This is a genomic window from Arthrobacter sp. StoSoilA2, from assembly GCF_019977195.1.
In the GTDB taxonomy this organism is placed as follows: Bacteria; Actinomycetota; Actinomycetes; order Actinomycetales; family Micrococcaceae; genus Arthrobacter.
Genome location: NZ_AP024643.1, coordinates 1758189 through 1773549, shown reverse-complemented (window position 1 = coordinate 1773549; position 15361 = coordinate 1758189). Strand labels below are relative to the sequence as shown.

The following is a 15361-nucleotide window of genomic DNA, read 5'->3' as shown; positions in this document are numbered from 1 at the left end:
CATTAGCAGCACTGTCAAACCGTCCCGGCCCGAGGGCAGTTTCCCAAGCCGCCGGAAGCCAACTAATCTGGCAAATTATGGAGTCTGCACACTATTTCAGCGCCCAACCGGCCGGTCCGTTTACCCGCAAGCCCCTCACTGTGGAACTGGCTGGAGCTACCCGTCAGGTGCAGACCTCGTCGGGCATCTTCAGCCCCGACGGTGTGGACAAAGGCACCAAGGTCCTTCTGGCCGAGGTTCCACCGCCCTCGCCCCGGGGCAACCTGCTGGATATCGGGTGCGGTTGGGGCCCTATTGCCCTCACCATGGGGCTCATGGCGCCCCATGCACAGGTCTATGCCGTGGACGTCAACGAGCGCTGCATCGCCCTGACCAATGAAAACGCCGTTTCCCTGGGCTTGAACAACGTGAAGGCCAGCCTCCCGCAGGAGGTAGATCCCGGCGTCGAATTCGACACGATCTGGTCCAACCCGCCCATCCGCATCGGCAAGGACGAGCTGCACTCGCTTCTCCTGACGTGGCTGCCCCGGCTGGCACCGGGCGGCAACGCATGGATGGTGGTCCAGAAGAACCTGGGCTCGGACTCACTCCAACGCTGGCTGGCCAACGAACTGGACAAGTCCTACACAGTCTCCCGGGAAAGCACTTCCAAGTCCTTCAGGATCCTTCGGGTCAGGAAAGCGTCCCACTAGCCACAATGACCGCCGGCCCGCTGAGCTCAACGTGTTCGCGGCCGTCCTCGCCGGGGAAGAACTTCACTTCCACTACGCCGCCGGGAACGTTGACCTGCCAGGCATTGGGGGCGCTGCTGCCAGCCCAGTGACGTATTGCGACGGCGGCCGCACACGCACCGGTGCCACACGATTGCGTCTCGCCTACGCCGCGCTCGTGGACGCGCATGGTGATACTTCCCACACCGTCGTGGACCAGCGGTTCAGCGGGCACCACGAACTCGACGTTGGTGCCATTGGCAGGCTTGGGATCCACGACCGGAGCTGTGAACAGTTTCGTGGCGGCGAGCTCACTGAGCTCAGCAAGTGCTACCACCGTGTGCGGGTTGCCCATGCTGACCGACAGCCCGGGCCGGGCCACCTCCAGACCATCTGCGCTGACCAAAGCATCCATGGCTTTGCTTTGTGCTTCTGCAGGGAAGATGAATTCCCATGGGCCCATATCCACGGCATAACCGCCGGACGTGCGCACAATCTTCTTGATGCCGCCACGTGTTCCGATGGTCAAGGACTGACCCGGCCCGAGCTCAACCAGGCCTTGGTCGATCAGGAAGTGCACGAACACTCGGACACCGTTGCCGCACATCTCGGAGAGCGAACCATCGCCGTTTCGATAGTCCATGAACCATTCGGCAGAGGCGTCCTGCTCAAGCAGGATGCGGCCTTCGGGCAAATACCGCGAGGGGACAGCCCGGATAAGACCGTCACCACCAATCCCCCGATGCCTGTCGCACAGCTGTGCTACCTGCTCTGGAGAAATCTCGTGGACAGCACCCGGATCAGCAATCAGGACGAAATCATTACCCGTTCCATGGCCCTTGGAAAACGCCAAACCGGAAAGGCTGGCAGTGGACTCGGTGGCACCGGCAGCGGCGGACTGCTGGGCGGGAACTGCGGCGGTTTGATCCATGGGACTAGGCTACCCGCCGGGCAGGTTCGGTCAGAAATTGCTGTATGGGAGTGGCGGTGCGGCTAGGCCAGCGCCACTGCCTTGGACACAAGGTCAGGGTCCTGCCAATCAAGCCAGGCGATGCGGGGATCGGCCCGAAACCAGGTCAATTGCCGCCGGGCGAACTGCCGCGTGGCCACAATGGTTTCCTCAGCTGCCTCCGGGATAGTGGCTTCGACGTCGAGCACCCTGAGGAACTGCGCATATCCCAAGGCACGCGAGGCCGTCTTGCCGTGCCGCAGCCCAGCCGCATCAAGGCGTTCCACTTCCTGGAGCAAGCCCGCATCCACCATCCGGTGTACGCGGAGCGCAAGCCTCTCCCGCAGAACCTCCCGTTCCACAGCCAGGCCAATCTGTATGGCCGGCTGGAAGTACTCGCGTTGCGGCATGAACGAGCTGAACGGCCGTCCCGTCATTTCGTAGACCTCCAAGGCCCTGATCACCCGCCGGGCATCCCCCAGACGCCCCGCCGAGATGGGATCCACCTTTTCAAGCCGGGCCCGCAACGGCGCCAGACCGAACGTTTCCCATTCGTCCTCAAGCCGTTTTCGCAAGACAGGGTCCGTGCCGGGAAACTCCAGAACATCCAGGGCGGCCCGCACATAGAGGCCAGAACCCCCCACCATGATGGCGCGCTTGCCGCGGGCGTGCACGTCACTAATGACGGCGCGGCATTCCGCCTGGAAGTCCGCCACGCTGGCTTCCTCCGTGACATCCTTTGTGTCCAGCAGATGGTGTGGCACACCCCTGCGCTCGTCCACAGTGATCTTGGCCGTCCCGATGTCCATGCCCCGATAGAACTGCAAGGCATCAGCGTTGATGACCTCACCATCGAGGGCAAGGGCCAGCTCGACGCCCAGGTCCGATTTACCGGAACCGGTGGGGCCTACGACTGCGATGACCGGCGGCGCGGCATGGGAGGGAGCCATTCGACCTCGAATAATGGGCGTTAGGCGCCGCGAACAGGCAGCGACGGCATGCCCAAAGACACGCCTTTACTGCCCGACGCCGCACCCGCGCTCGGAACACCGCAGGAGTCTGCCTGCGAACGATCCCAGGCGTCACCAGCCCTTGACCGGCGCAACATGTAATCGTCCAGGCCGGCAGGATCGGCAACCAGGTGGAATGCCGCGGCTTCGGTAATGGTCACGGTGACAAAGTCACCTGGGCGGGGGGTTTCCGCACCATCAGGTACCGAGAAGTGAACGAGTCGCTGATCCTTGGACCGGCCGGACAACCGGTGCGTTTCCTCTGCTTTGCGGCCCGACTGCGCTGTCACCAGAATCTCCACACGGCGACCCAGCTGCTTTGCGTTCTCCTCCGCGGCGATTCGGTCCTGAAGGGCGGTCAGCCTTTCGAAACGCTCCTGGACCACTGCTTTGGGAAGTTGCTCCGGGAGCTCGGCAGCAGGCGTACCAGGCCGTTTGGAGTACTGGAAGGTGAAGGCTGAGGCAAACCGCGATTTCTCGACGACGTCGAGCGTCGCTTGGAAATCCTCTTCGGTTTCTCCGGGGAAGCCAACAATGATGTCCGTAGTGATGGCCGCATTGGGAATCCGCTCACGCACCTTGTCCAGGATGCCAAGGAACTTGCTGGAACGGTACGAGCGCCGCATATCCTTGAGTACCTTGTCCGAGCCCGATTGCAGGGGCATGTGCAACTGCGGCATCACGTTGGGTGTCTCGGCCATCGCATCAATGACGTCGTCCGTAAACGCTGCCGGATGCGGGCTGGTGAAGCGTACGCGTTCAAGGCCTTCGATCTCACCACATGCACGCAGAAGCTTTGAGAAGGCCAAGCGGTCACCGAACTCAACCCCGTAGGAGTTCACGTTCTGGCCCAGCAACGTAACTTCCACGGCGCCGTCGTCCACCAAGGCCTGAATTTCGGCCAGGATTTCTCCGGGACGCCGATCCTTCTCCTTGCCGCGGAGCGATGGCACGATGCAGAACGTGCAGGTGTTGTTGCAACCTACTGAAATCGAAACCCAACCGGAATAGACGGAGTCGCGCTTGGTGGGGAGCGTGGACGGGAAGACGTCCAGGGACTCCAGAATTTCGAGCTGGGCCTCGTTGTTGTGCCGCGCCCGCTTCAGCAGTGCCGGAAGTGCTCCTACATTGTGGGTGCCAAACACAGCGTCCACCCAAGGAGCCTTCTTGACGATGGTTTCCCGGTCCTTCTGGGCGAGGCAACCGCCCACGGCGATCTGCATGCCAGGGTTGGCTGCCTTGACCTGCCGAAGCTGGCCAAGGTTTCCATAAAGCTTGTGGTCGGCATTTTCCCGAACGGCGCACGTGTTGAACACCACGATGTCCGCAACCTCACCCTCGGCGGGCACGTAACCAGCATCCTCAAGGAGGCCAGCCATACGCTCGGAATCGTGGACGTTCATCTGGCAGCCGAAAGTGCGGACCTGATACGTCCTCGGTTCAAACGGGGCAGATTCAGACGGCGCAGGTTCAAACGCGGCAGATTCCATCGGGGCACGGACATCCGTCACTTGGGCATCAGCATTGGTTGCCAATGCTACGGCCGAAGGCGTGGTTTCTGCTGAGGGGGAAGGAATGGTCAAACTCACTACTCAAGGGTACCGGCTTGGGCAAGTACCTCACCGACGATCCGGAAGGCCATCGAAGGGGCATAGCCCTTCCGGGCCAGCATGGATGCCAGCCTACGGGTGTACTTGTCACGTTCTGCACGATCGGAGAGATCCACGCCTGGCCTCAGTTTGCGCTCAACGAGCTCACGAGCGGCGATTTCCTCGTCTTCATCGCTGAGCTGTGAGAGTGCTTCCTCGGCATCATCGAGCTCGATACCCTTCTCCGTCAGCTCACGGCGAATGGCACCTTTGGCCAGTTTTCTGCTTTGGGAGCGGCTGCGCACCCACATTCTGGCAAACTCAGCGTCGTCAATGAGCTGGACTTCCTCGAAGCGGTCCAGCACAGCCTCAGCAACATCCGGAGGGACATTCCGCTCGGCCAGCTTGCGGGACAGCTGCAGCCGACTCCGTGGCGCCATCGTCAATTGCCGCAAGACGATGGCGCGGGCCACGGATTCGGGATCAGGCTCAGGATCGCCGGAGACGGAGGACTCCGGGTCCGGCCCGGTTCTAGCCGTCAACGGCCTTCAGCTTTGGGGAATCTGCCTCCGGCTTGACACCCACGCCAAGCTTTTCCTTGATGAGACGCTCAAGTTCCTGTGCCAGCTCCGGATTATCACGCAGGAAGCGCCGTGAATTCTCCATGCCTTGGCCCAGCTGATCGCCGTCGTACGTGAACCACGAGCCGGACTTCTTGATGATGCCGTGCTCTACGCCCATGTCAATGATGCCTCCCTCCCGGGAGATGCCCTGGCCGTAGATGATGTCGAATTCAGCAATCTTGAAGGGCGGGGCCATCTTGTTCTTGACGATCTTGGCCTTGGTCCGGTTACCGACGGAGTCGGCACCTTCCTTCAGCGTCTGAATGCGACGGACGTCGATGCGCACTGAGGCGTAGAACTTCAGGGCCTTACCACCGGTGGTGGTTTCGGGCGATCCAAAGAAGACGCCGATCTTCTCACGCAACTGGTTGATGAAGATGGCGGTGGTCTTGGTCTGGCTCAGGCGACCGGTGATCTTTCGCAGGGCCTGGCTCATGAGCCTCGCCTGAAGGCCGACGTGGGAGTCGCCCATCTCGCCCTCGATTTCAGCACGTGGGACCAAGGCAGCCACGGAGTCAATGACGATAATGTCCAGGGAGCCGGAGCCCACAAGCATGTCCATGATTTCCAGGGCCTGCTCACCAGTGTCCGGCTGCGACACGAGCAGTGCGTCCGTGTCCACCCCAAGTTTGGCGGCGTAATCGGGGTCAAGGGCGTGCTCGGCGTCGATGAAGGCCGCGATGCCACCGTTACGTTGCGCGTTGGCTACAGCGTGCAGCGCCACTGTGGTCTTACCAGAGGATTCCGGGCCGTAGATCTCCACGACGCGGCCACGGGGCAGGCCGCCAATGCCAAGGGCGACATCCAGTGCGATGGATCCAGTAGGAATGACTTCGATCGGGGCGCGGGTGTCATCACCCAAGCGCATGATGGAGCCTTTGCCGAACTGCTTGTCGATCTGGGCAAGCGCTGCTTCGAGCGCCTTTTCACGATCCGGGGTTGCCGCCATGGTTCACACCTCTGATGCTTTCTCGCTGTGGAGTGGCCTGAATGGCCGCTTTCCTGTCATGTCAGACGCTATTACGGCTCCCTGACATTTTTTGAAGCCGATGTGGGCTATGTGGATAACCAACCCTCGGATTGCCTGTGGAATGCGTCCTTCAGGAACAATTTTCCTCTCACAGGAGCATATCCCTATCCGAACAGATATTCGAACAACGCGCGCGGGCGTGTCACCACCACAGGGCTGGAAGTCCCCCGGCAAACATGGCCGGAGACTTCAGTTGGCCGCAGGCTTGATATCCCTGCCGAGCCTGCGCTCCAAAGGGACATCCTGGACTTCGCATATAGCCAGCCAGACTTCCCGTGGCTGGTAGCCGGCAGCCAGCGCCTCTACGGCAGTCCGCCCTCCCACCCCGGCCAGCACCAGGGAATTGGCCAGGACGCGGGAATAGCCTGCCCCAAATTCATCGTCCATTAATCGCCAAAAGTCACTTGCCCTCACGGATAGAGTCTCTCACGACGCCGGACTCTAGAATGGTTGCCATGAGCAATCCTCTCCAGAGCACGCCCCCCGAGGCCGTGCCAGGCGAAACCATAGACGACGCCCTTCAGCAGGTGGAACACCAGCTGAGCTTGCTCTGGCGCCGTGCCCGTTCCATCTCGCATCAGTTGTCCCGCCAGGTCCATCCCGACATGGAGCCTGCCGCGTACGGACTGCTGACGATCATTCGCCGCGAAGGCCCCATCCGCCTGACGGACCTTGCCTCGTGCATCGGAGTGGGCAAGCCCTCAGTGAGCCGCCAGATCGCATTTCTGGAAAGCATCGGCTTGGTCTACAAGGAGGCAGATCCGCAGGACGGGCGCGCCCAGTCCATTCGCCTGACGGAAAAAGGCGAAGAGAAGATGCACCAGGTCCAGGACGCCCGCCGGCAGGTGTTCCGTGAGCGACTCGGTGAGTGGCCCCTGGAGGATGTCCAAACCCTGGCCGACTACATGGGCCGGCTCAACGCCGTCTACGGTGAAAGTATCATCAAGGACGCCACCCTGAAGGAGACCGAGTCCGGGGAGACCACCAATCCCACCGAGGACTAACGCGCCTCCAAACCCGGCTTTAGGCCGCGCAGCAGCACATGCGAAATGTCGCCGGACGCGAAAGGTCCCCAGCCGTAGGCTGGGGACCTTTCGTGCTAATTCCTGATGTGTGGGTGTGACCGTTACCGGGCTCCGGAGAGCATGCCCTGCGGGAAGTCGTCGGTCAGGTCAAGATCGCGACCGTAACGCTGGGAGAATTCCTGCGGAACGGTGTCCGGAACAGCTACGCCCTCCGCAACAGCCACGCGGTCACTGACTTCGCGGAGCATGCTGGACAACGGAACGTCCAGGGCGGTGCAGATAGAGGACAGGAGCTCGGAAGAAGCCTCCTTTTGGCCGCGTTCAACCTCACTCAGGTATCCAAGTGAGACACGGGCGCTGTGCGAGACCTCGCGGAGGGTACGGCCCTGACGCTGGCGGACATCGCGCAGTACATCACCGATTTCGTGGCGTAGTACAACCATTTTGCGCTCCTTCTGTTCGCTCTGTGCCTGCTTAGCCAAGCCCACATCCTTCCAGCGGACAACGCCGTTTACGGATACGGGCTGCTTTACCATCTGTATCGCCTTGCTCCCTCGTTCATCCGGTTCGCTGACTGGCGGACCGGTGTGGTTTTCTACATCCTAGGCGCCCCGGCTGTTCCGAAGCGACACAATGACACAACTATTGGCAATGAGTTTTTGTTCCCGGCTACTTTACGAACGGTAACCAACCCCTTCCAGCGCATCAAGCAGGCGCGCCAGCGCAGCTTCACAGGCTTGTTGCCTGATACTCTGCCTGTCCCCCGAAAAGCTGAATTCAAACGACCCCGTGCCGGTTCCCGTAGCGACGCCAACAAAAACAGTTCCCACGGGTTTGCCGTCATGGGGCTCCGGACCAGCCACCCCGGTGGTGGATATTCCGACGTCGGCCATGCAGGCCCGCCTGGCGCCCTCCGCCATCGCCTCAGCTACTGCGCCGTCCACTGAACCAACGGCATCAAGCAGTTCCGTTGCAACACCGAGGACGGAGGCCTTCACGGAGTTCTGATAAGCAACCACGCCGCCCTGTAACATTCCGGACGCACCGGGAGTGTTGGCCAGGCTTGCCGCCACCATTCCGGCTGTCAGCGACTCCGCCGTCGCCACGGTCAGGCTCTTTCCCAGCGACAGGGCCACTGCCGCCGTCGCCAGCGCTGCCGCTTCGGCAGCGTCTCCGGGGTGACTCATGCTCCGCGGCCAGCGGCACGAAGCCGGAGCGCCTGGACGACGTATTCCGCTCCGGTCCATAGCGTGATGGCAAGGGCGGCCATCATGACCCAGAAGGCCACAATGACCAACCACGGTGCGATCGCCTCGAGCGGCAGGATGTACAGGAAGATGGCCACCGTCTGGATGACTGTTTTCAGCTTTCCGCCGCGTGAGGCCGGCATGACGCCGTAGCGGATCACAAAGAACCTCAGTGCCGTGATGCCCCACTCGCGGACCAGGATGAGGATAGTCACCCACCAGGGCAGTTCCCCGAGGATGGACAAGAGCACCAGCGCTGAACCGATGAGCAGTTTGTCCGCAATGGGGTCCGCGATCTTGCCGAAGTTGGTGATAAGGCCACGCGCGCGGGCGATATCGCCGTCGAGCTTGTCGGTATAGATCGCTACGGCGAAGGCCACGACTGCCGCCCACCGCCAAATGCCTTGATGGCTGTCATCTGCCACGAGGAACCAGACGAAAAACGGAACCAGGACGATGCGGAGCATCGTGAGGATATTGGGAAGGTTCCAGACGTCGGAGCTGCTGGAAGAGGCGTTGTCACCTTCGGCTGTAGTCACCCCTCTAGGCTACCGTCCGGTGAGCGACCAGGCGTCCTCGCCATCCTCGTCCTCGTCATCGGAGCCGTCGGCGCCGTCGAAATATTCAACAGCCTGGGTCCGGTTGTCCAGATCCGCTGCCACCAGGTCCTCGGCATAACCGCCGACGGCGATGTTGGAGTTCGCGTTATCGCTCAGGGCCGCAGTGTGGGCGTCAGGCGCAGCCGGGGATTCCTGTCCCTTCATGGCAGCAAGCACGGCAGCGAGGTCATCCGGCTTGACCAGGACATCGCGGGCCTTGGACCCCTCGGAGGGACCCACGACGCCGCGGGACTCCAGGAGGTCCATAAGGCGTCCGGCCTTGGCAAAACCGACACGAAGCTTGCGCTGCAACATGGAGGTGGAACCGAACTGGGTGGTGACCACCAATTCGGTGGCCTGGAGCAGCACCTCGAGGTCGTCTCCGATGTCGTCGTCGATCTGTTTCTTGGGAGCCTCGGCGGCGACGTCGTCGCGGTACACGGCCTGCAACTGGCCTTTGACGTGTTCCACAACTTTATGGATTTCGGATTCCGTCACCCAGGCACCCTGCACACGCATGGCCTTGGAAGCGCCCATCGGCAAGAAGAGCGCATCACCCTGGCCAATAAGTTTTTCGGCGCCCGGCTGGTCCAGCACCACTCGGGAGTCCGTAACGGACGAGGTGGCGAACGCCATGCGGGAGGGCACGTTGGCTTTGATGAGGCCCGTAACAACGTCCACGGAAGGTCGCTGCGTAGCCAGCACCAGGTGGATGCCCGCGGCACGGGCCAGCTGGGTGATGCGAACGATCGAATCTTCGACGTCGCGAGGCGCCACCATCATGAGGTCCGCGAGCTCGTCCACGATGACCAGCAAATACGGGTAGGGCTTGATGACACGCTTGGAGTCAACCGGCGGAGTGACCTTTCCTGCCCTGACCGCCTTGTTGAAGTCGTCGATGTGCTTGTAACCGTAGTTGGCGAGATCGTCATAGCGGGCGTCCATCTCGCGAACCACCCATTGCAGGGCTTCGGCAGCCTTCTTGGGATTGGTGATGATGGGTGTGATCAGGTGTGGAACGCCTTCATAGGCAGTCAGTTCAACGCGCTTTGGGTCCACCATGACCATGCGGACTTCGTCAGGCGTAGCGCGCATCAGGATCGAGGTGATCATGGAGTTCACGAAGCTTGATTTACCAGCACCTGTAGCACCGGCCACCAGGAGGTGGGGCATCTTGGCAAGGTTGGCCACTACATAACCACCCTCGACGTCCTTGCCGACACCCATGACCATGGGGTGGTCGGTCCGGCGTGCGTTCTGGCTGCGCAGCACATCACCCAGGGAGACCGTTTCGCGGTCCGTGTTGGGAATCTCGATGCCGATCGCGGACTTACCGGGAATGGGGCTCAGGATGCGTACGTCGCTGGATGCCACCGCGTAGGAGATGTTCTTGGAGAGCGCCGTTACGCGCTCCACCTTGGTGCCGGGAGACAGCTCGATTTCATAGCGTGTCACTGTGGGGCCGCGACTGAAGCCGGTCACGGCGGCATCGACGTTGAACTGCGTCAGAGTGTCCGTGAGGGCGGCCACGACGGCGTCATTGGCCTCGGTGCGCTCTTTCGGAATGGAACCTGGCGTGAGGAAGTCTGAAGCCGGCAGGGTGTACGTGACGTCCCCTGCCAGGGACAGTTGCTCCGTTCGCTGGGGAATGGGCGTCGGCGGCGGAGGCGGCGTTGCCGGCCTGGCCGGAACCTGCGCCACAGTGGGTGCGGTCATCTCCGGGGTGAGGACGGGAATGGCCTCGGTGGGGTTGTCGATGCCGGGAGCAGCACCCAGGCCCTGGGCAGCCTTGATCTTACCCACCGCTATCTCGGCCTGGGTGGGGCGACGTACGCCCGGCGGAACCCGGGGTGCAGACGGTTGGGGAGTTTCGTCGTCGTCGACTATTGCGTGCTCAAAGGCCTCGTCACCGACGTAGCCTTCCAAACCGGCATCGGTGTCCTCATCCTTGCCGAAGAGACGCATCCGTTTCTTCTTCTTGGGCTGTGCAACAGCCCCGTTTTCATAGAGGTAACTGCGATCATGGGCATCCTTGCCGGACTCGGCGTCCATGAGGTCCACGCCCATGAGGTGCTCGTAGGCAGAGCGGATCCTGGAGGGGATCGCCCCGAACGGCGTGGCCGTGACGATCAGCACCGATACGAAGGCCAACAGGCTGTAGACGATCACCGGGACAATGGCATGGATGGCAGCCAGCGGAGACGCTGCAAGGAAGCCCAGCATTCCACCCGCCCTGCGCAGACCATCAAAGCCATCAGCCACGGTGGGCTGGCCACCAATAATGTGGGCCAAGCCGGAGCCGGCAAAAGTCATGATCATGAAGCCGATGCCAACGCGGTTGTTGCCGCGGCTATCCTGCGGTTTGCGGAAGAGGCGGAAAGAGCAGATGAAAAGCATGAAAGGCAAAACAAGCGACATCCAGCCGAACGTGCCGTTGACCACGCTGTAGACGGCGTCAGGCAGCCATCCTGTCAGACCCCACCAGGCGAACGTTGCAATGCCGATTCCCAGCACCAGGTTGAACAGGGCTGCGCCGTCGCGGCGATCGGCGGGATCGAGGTCGCTAACGTCGTACCCGATCCGGCGGACTCCTGCGCCCACAACGTGGCCAATACCCTGCCAGGCGCCTGCGAGCATGCGCAACGGCAGCGGCGCGTGGGGCTCGACGGCGGCCGGCTGCTTGGAGCGTGCACTGCTGCCCCGGCCGTTCCTGGACGTGGCTGCACTGCTTTTGGATGCAGCTGCGCCCCGGCCTGTGCCGCCGGATTTACTGCTGGAGCTGCCTCGTGGCGTGGAGGAAGTACGGGTCGCCATGGTTGCCACGCTACCGCAAGGGGGCCTGAAATCCGCGGATTTCAGGCCCCCTTGGATGCATGTTGCCGGTGGACTACGCTTCCAGGACCACAGGAATGATCATGGGACGGCGACGAAGCTTCCGGTTCACCCACGTTCCGATGATCCTGCGCACAACCTGCTGCAGCTGGTGGTTGGTGTGGTCTGCGTGGTTGAGCACGGCTTCTTCCAACGCAGCGTTGATCTTGGGGATGATTTCGTCGAAGACGGCGTCGTCCTCCGCCACCCCGCGTGCATGGATCTCCGGTCCGGAGACGATCTTGCCGGTGGTGCGGTTAATGACCGTGATGATGGAGATAAAGCCTTCGTCGCCCAGGATACGGCGGTCCTTCAGATCCGCATCGGTGATTTCACCAACGCTGGAACCGTCCACATAGACGAAGCCGACCTCTACCTGGCCAACGATGTTGGCCTTGTGGTCCTTCAGGTCAATGACAGTGCCGTTATCGCTGAGGATGATGCCTTCGGAGGGCACGCCGGACTCTTCTGCAATGTTTCCGTTGGCAATCAGGTGCCGGGTTTCACCGTGGACAGGCATCGCGTTGAGGGGCTCAAGGATGTTGTAGCAGTAGAGCAATTCGCCGGCAGCTGCGTGCCCGGAAACGTGAACCTTGGCCGTTCCCTTGTGGATGACATCGGCACCGAGCTTCAGCAGGCCGTTGATGATGCGGAACACGGCATTCTCGTTGCCTGGAATAAGGCTGGAGGCCAGGATCACGGTGTCGCCCTGGCCAACAACCACACGGTGGTCGCCGTTTGCCATGCGTGAGAGTGCTGCCATGGGCTCGCCCTGGGAACCGGTGGACATCAGGACCACCCGGTCATCGGGGAGATTGTCAATGTTCTTGATGTCCACCAGGATCCCGTTGGGCACGTCAAGGTACCCCAGTTTGGCTGCGATAGCCATGTTCCGGACCATGGAACGGCCGACGAACGCAACGTTGCGGCCGTGCTTGGCTGCGGCGTCGAGGACCTGCTGGACGCGGTGAACGTGGGAGGAGAAGGAAGCCACGATGATGCGCTTCTTCGCCTGCCCAAACAAGCGGTCAAGGGTGGGGCCGATTTCCTTCTCGGCGGTGGTGAACCCGGGAACGTCGGCATTGGTGGAGTCCGCCATGAAGAGGTCCACTCCTTCTTCGCCCAGGCGGGCGAAGTGGCGGAGGTCAGTGATGCGGCCGTCCAAAGGCAGTTGGTCCATCTTGAAGTCGCCCGTATGCAGGACAGTGCCGCCCGCGGTGCGAATGAAGACGGCCAAGGCGTCGGGAATCGAGTGGTTCACTGCGATGAATTCGCATTCGAACGGGCCGAACTGCTCCACCTGGCCCTCGCTGACGGTCAGCGTGTACGGCTTGATCCGATGCTCCTGCAGCTTCGCCTCCACCAAGGCCAGCGTCAACTGGGAGCCGATCAACGGGATGTCAGCTTTGAGGCGCAGCAGATACGGAACAGCACCGATGTGGTCTTCGTGGCCATGCGTGAGCACCACCCCAACAACATCCTGCAGCCGGTCCTCGATGTAAGAGAAGTCGGGAAGGATCAAATCAACGCCGGGCTGCGTTTCCTCGGGAAAAAGTACGCCGCAGTCAACGATCAGCAACTTGCCGTCGATTTCGAAGACCGCCATGTTGCGGCCTATCTCCCCCAGTCCACCTAGCGGAACAATCCGCAGTGTGCCTTGCGGCAGTTTCGGCGGAGTAACCAGTCCAGGAAGGGCTGTTTGGGTCATATTGTGCTTCTTTCCGGCGGTGCCGTCCTAGACGTTGAAGTCCATTCCGGCTTCCGCCAAATCCCCGCGGATGGTTTTGATCTCGGCCTCGTCCGGCTCCACGAGGGGCAAACGGACAACCGAGTTGGGCAGGACTCCCTGCCACTTGAGAATCTGCTTGGCGGCTACAGCGCCTTGGACCCGCGTCATGGTTGCGCGCACCACGGGTTCCAGTTCAAAGTTGATGGCCCGCGCCGTGGCAAGGTCATTGGCATTGACAGCGTCAATGAGTTCGCGGAATCGGCGGGTGGCCACGTGCGTGGTCACGCCCACGAGGCCTGCTGCCCCCAGCGCCATCCACTGCAGCGTGAGGCCGTCGTCGCCTGAGTAAAAGACCAAATCGGTCTCGGCCATGACGCGGGTGGCTGCGGCGAAGTCCGCCTTGGCGTCCTTGACGGCCACGATGTTCGGGTGCTTGGCAAGCCCGATCATGGTCTCGGGCGCGATGGCAATGGACGAGCGGCCGGGGATGTCGTAGAGCATGACCGGCAGGTCCGTAGAGGACGCAATCGTCTCGAAGTGGGCGCGAACGCCGGCCTGGCTGGGCTTGTTGTAGTAAGGAGTGACGATCAGAAGGCCGTCGATGCCAATCTGGGCCGCGCGCTGGGACAGATGCACGGAGTGCGCGGTGTCGTTGGTGCCGGTTCCGGCAATGATGGCAGCTTTGCCCCCCACGGCTTCCTTGACCGCACGGAACATGCCGAGGTTTTCTTCGTCAGTAAGGGTTGAGGTCTCTCCAGTGGTACCGGTGACCACGAGTCCGTCGCAACCGTCCTGGACCAGCTTCTCCGCCAACGCCGCGGCTTGGTCGTAGTCGACCTTGCCATCCTCGGTGAACGGGGTGACCATGGCGGTCAGCAGGGTACCAAGTGCGGGAATGTGGGCGCGGGAGTCAGACATAAGAAAAACGTTACCCTGTCACAGCCATGTTCCGGGAATGGGTTCCGCGTGATGGTCGTCATCGGCCCTGCTGACTATGCGGGCTTGGGCGTCCTGGCAGTGCCCTCAGAGCAATATTGCGCGACCGCTTTTTCCTTCAATTGTTCCGCCCAGGCAACCAAACGCTGGGACGCGCGAACGTAGTCGAAGAGTTCCCTTGGCGTGAGGGCCTCAAGGTCCGTTTCAGCCAGGCGACGTGCAAGCTCAGCACCCGGCGCCTGCTCGGCAAGGACCGTTCCCTCGCTGCGCCACTGGACATCTTCCGGCGGTTCACCTGCCACGAGTTGCCTGAAAAGGAAGTCGACAACACCTGGACTCATCGCCCTCATGGGTCCCTGGAGGCCTTCCGGAGGCTTTGGAGCATCGTTCATGAAGGCCATGTTATTCGAACATATATTCGAAGACAAGGCCTGTGGGCCGGCAGCGTGTGTCGTTCATACTGGTTCCATGCGGGTGACGACTGTGTTGGTGGAGGGCGAAAGTGACCGGCTTGCGGTGGAGACACTGGCCATTCGCCTTGGCCATGACCTGAAGGCTGAGCGCGTCGCTGTGGTGCCGATGGGAGGCGCGACCAACATCGTTCGCTTCCTTGACCGCTACGGCCCGAAAGGCACGGACCACCGGTTACTCGGACTTTGCGATGCAGGCGAAGCACAGGGCATCGCCCGCGCACTCAGCCGGGCAGGCCTTGGTTCCGGCTCCTTGTCCGGGAGCGGCTTCCACGTGTGCCAAGCGGATCTGGAGGACGAACTCATCCGCTGCCTTGGCGTCGATGCGGTGCTCAACGTCATTGCGGCCCAAGGTGAGCTTGCTTCGTTCCGGCTCCTCCAACGCCAGCCCTCACAGCGCGGCAAGCCGGCACCGGCACAGCTGCGCCGTTTCTTCGGGGGACGCAGCGGCAACAAAATCCGGTACGCCTCCCTGCTCGTCGACGCACTGCCGGCGGGACAGGCACCCCCACCGCTCGCCCGTCTCGTGGAATCATTTCCGCAATGAGCCATCTGCTGCCACGATGCTTCCAG

At 61.8% G+C, this 15361-nt stretch carries 16 protein-coding genes; 3 read left to right on the top strand and 13 right to left on the bottom strand.

Annotated features, from left to right (window positions below; genetic code table 11):
* The first annotated feature begins 77 nt into the window (after positions 1-77).
* Positions 78-692, top strand: a complete 615-nt coding sequence (locus LDN82_RS08160) for a methyltransferase (RefSeq protein ID WP_224167500.1) — start codon at positions 78-80, stop codon at positions 690-692.
* On the opposite strand, the gene dapF is transcribed toward LDN82_RS08160, so the two are convergent.
* From dapF to LDN82_RS08130, 6 genes are all read right to left on the bottom strand, one after another.
* Positions 673-1641: a diaminopimelate epimerase gene (gene dapF / locus LDN82_RS08155; protein WP_224167000.1), complete on the bottom strand. Its 969-nt coding sequence runs from the start codon at positions 1639-1641 to the stop codon at positions 673-675. The two genes, LDN82_RS08160 and dapF, sit on opposite strands and share 20 nt — an antisense overlap.
* Positions 1642-1703: 62 nt before the next feature.
* On the bottom strand, positions 1704-2609 hold the full coding sequence (gene miaA, locus LDN82_RS08150) for a tRNA (adenosine(37)-N6)-dimethylallyltransferase MiaA (RefSeq protein ID WP_224166999.1): 906 nt from the start codon (positions 2607-2609) through the stop codon (positions 1704-1706).
* A 20-nt stretch (positions 2610-2629) separates the two neighbouring features.
* On the bottom strand, positions 2630-4159 hold the full coding sequence (miaB, locus tag LDN82_RS08145) for a tRNA (N6-isopentenyl adenosine(37)-C2)-methylthiotransferase MiaB (protein WP_224167499.1): 1530 nt from the start codon (positions 4157-4159) through the stop codon (positions 2630-2632).
* Between the two features lie 98 nt (positions 4160-4257).
* Positions 4258-4800, bottom strand: a complete 543-nt coding sequence (locus tag LDN82_RS08140; protein WP_224166998.1) for a regulatory protein RecX — start codon at positions 4798-4800, stop codon at positions 4258-4260.
* Complete coding sequence (gene recA / locus LDN82_RS08135) at positions 4790-5830, bottom strand: recombinase RecA (protein ID WP_224166997.1); 1041 nt, start codon at positions 5828-5830, stop codon at positions 4790-4792. Before recA ends, LDN82_RS08140 begins: the two co-directional genes overlap by 11 nt.
* Before the next feature lie 270 nt (positions 5831-6100).
* Positions 6101-6298 carry a DUF3046 domain-containing protein gene (locus LDN82_RS08130; RefSeq protein ID WP_263422287.1) on the bottom strand — a complete coding sequence of 66 codons (198 nt, stop codon included), beginning with the start codon at positions 6296-6298 and terminating at the stop codon, positions 6101-6103.
* 68 nt (positions 6299-6366) lie between these two features.
* On the opposite strand from LDN82_RS08130, the gene LDN82_RS08125 reads away from it, so the two are divergent.
* Complete coding sequence (locus LDN82_RS08125; protein ID WP_224166996.1) at positions 6367-6915, top strand: MarR family transcriptional regulator; 549 nt, start codon at positions 6367-6369, stop codon at positions 6913-6915.
* A 122-nt stretch (positions 6916-7037) separates the two neighbouring features.
* Here the strand turns inward: LDN82_RS08125 and LDN82_RS08120 are convergent, their stop codons facing one another.
* The 7 genes from LDN82_RS08120 to LDN82_RS08090 form a co-directional block, all read right to left on the bottom strand.
* Entirely contained in the window at positions 7038-7472 is a 435-nt protein-coding gene (locus LDN82_RS08120; protein ID WP_216925260.1) for a helix-turn-helix transcriptional regulator, read from the bottom strand.
* A gap of 138 nt (positions 7473-7610) precedes the next feature.
* The gene (locus tag LDN82_RS08115) at positions 7611-8123 is read right to left on the bottom strand and encodes a nicotinamide-nucleotide amidohydrolase family protein (protein WP_224166995.1); all 513 of its coding nucleotides are present in this window, start codon (positions 8121-8123) and stop codon (positions 7611-7613) included.
* Complete coding sequence (gene pgsA / locus LDN82_RS08110; RefSeq protein ID WP_224092346.1) at positions 8120-8722, bottom strand: CDP-diacylglycerol--glycerol-3-phosphate 3-phosphatidyltransferase; 603 nt, start codon at positions 8720-8722, stop codon at positions 8120-8122. Before pgsA ends, LDN82_RS08115 begins: the two co-directional genes overlap by 4 nt.
* Before the next feature lie 9 nt (positions 8723-8731).
* Positions 8732-11596 (bottom strand): DNA translocase FtsK, encoded by a 2865-nt coding sequence (locus LDN82_RS08105; RefSeq protein ID WP_224166994.1) that lies wholly within the window; start codon positions 11594-11596, stop codon positions 8732-8734.
* 73 nt (positions 11597-11669) lie between these two features.
* Positions 11670-13361, bottom strand: a complete 1692-nt coding sequence (locus LDN82_RS08100; RefSeq protein WP_224092342.1) for a ribonuclease J — start codon at positions 13359-13361, stop codon at positions 11670-11672.
* A 27-nt stretch (positions 13362-13388) separates the two neighbouring features.
* A complete protein-coding gene (gene dapA, locus LDN82_RS08095; RefSeq protein WP_224166993.1) occupies positions 13389-14300 on the bottom strand; it encodes a 4-hydroxy-tetrahydrodipicolinate synthase in 912 nt (303 codons plus the stop codon).
* A 74-nt stretch (positions 14301-14374) separates the two neighbouring features.
* Complete coding sequence (locus tag LDN82_RS08090; protein WP_224092341.1) at positions 14375-14710, bottom strand: hypothetical protein; 336 nt, start codon at positions 14708-14710, stop codon at positions 14375-14377.
* On the opposite strand from LDN82_RS08090, the gene LDN82_RS08085 reads away from it, so the two are divergent.
* On the top strand, positions 14709-15335 hold the full coding sequence (locus LDN82_RS08085; RefSeq protein WP_224166992.1) for a TOPRIM nucleotidyl transferase/hydrolase domain-containing protein: 627 nt from the start codon (positions 14709-14711) through the stop codon (positions 15333-15335). The two genes, LDN82_RS08090 and LDN82_RS08085, sit on opposite strands and share 2 nt — an antisense overlap.
* Positions 15336-15361: the final 26 nt, after the last annotated feature.

Coding starts and splice junctions, on each gene's coding strand:
- LDN82_RS08160 (WP_224167500.1), top strand. CDS start 78: ATGGAGTCTGCACACTATTTCAGCGCCCAACCGGCCGGTCCGTTTACC.
- dapF (WP_224167000.1), bottom strand. CDS start 1,641: ATGGATCAAACCGCCGCAGTTCCCGCCCAGCAGTCCGCCGCTGCCGGT.
- miaA (WP_224166999.1), bottom strand. CDS start 2,609: ATGGCTCCCTCCCATGCCGCGCCGCCGGTCATCGCAGTCGTAGGCCCC.
- miaB (WP_224167499.1), bottom strand. CDS start 4,159: ATGGAATCTGCCGCGTTTGAACCTGCGCCGTCTGAATCTGCCCCGTTT.
- recA (WP_224166997.1), bottom strand. CDS start 5,830: ATGGCGGCAACCCCGGATCGTGAAAAGGCGCTCGAAGCAGCGCTTGCC.
- LDN82_RS08130 (WP_263422287.1), bottom strand. CDS start 6,298: ATGGACGATGAATTTGGGGCAGGCTATTCCCGCGTCCTGGCCAATTCC.
- LDN82_RS08125 (WP_224166996.1), top strand. CDS start 6,367: ATGAGCAATCCTCTCCAGAGCACGCCCCCCGAGGCCGTGCCAGGCGAA.
- LDN82_RS08120 (WP_216925260.1), bottom strand. CDS start 7,472: ATGGTAAAGCAGCCCGTATCCGTAAACGGCGTTGTCCGCTGGAAGGAT.
- LDN82_RS08115 (WP_224166995.1), bottom strand. CDS start 8,123: ATGAGTCACCCCGGAGACGCTGCCGAAGCGGCAGCGCTGGCGACGGCG.
- LDN82_RS08105 (WP_224166994.1), bottom strand. CDS start 11,596: ATGGCGACCCGTACTTCCTCCACGCCACGAGGCAGCTCCAGCAGTAAA.
- LDN82_RS08100 (WP_224092342.1), bottom strand. CDS start 13,361: ATGACCCAAACAGCCCTTCCTGGACTGGTTACTCCGCCGAAACTGCCG.
- dapA (WP_224166993.1), bottom strand. CDS start 14,300: ATGTCTGACTCCCGCGCCCACATTCCCGCACTTGGTACCCTGCTGACC.
- LDN82_RS08085 (WP_224166992.1), top strand. CDS start 14,709: ATGAAGGCCATGTTATTCGAACATATATTCGAAGACAAGGCCTGTGGG.
- LDN82_RS08090 (WP_224092341.1), bottom strand. CDS start 14,710: ATGAACGATGCTCCAAAGCCTCCGGAAGGCCTCCAGGGACCCATGAGG.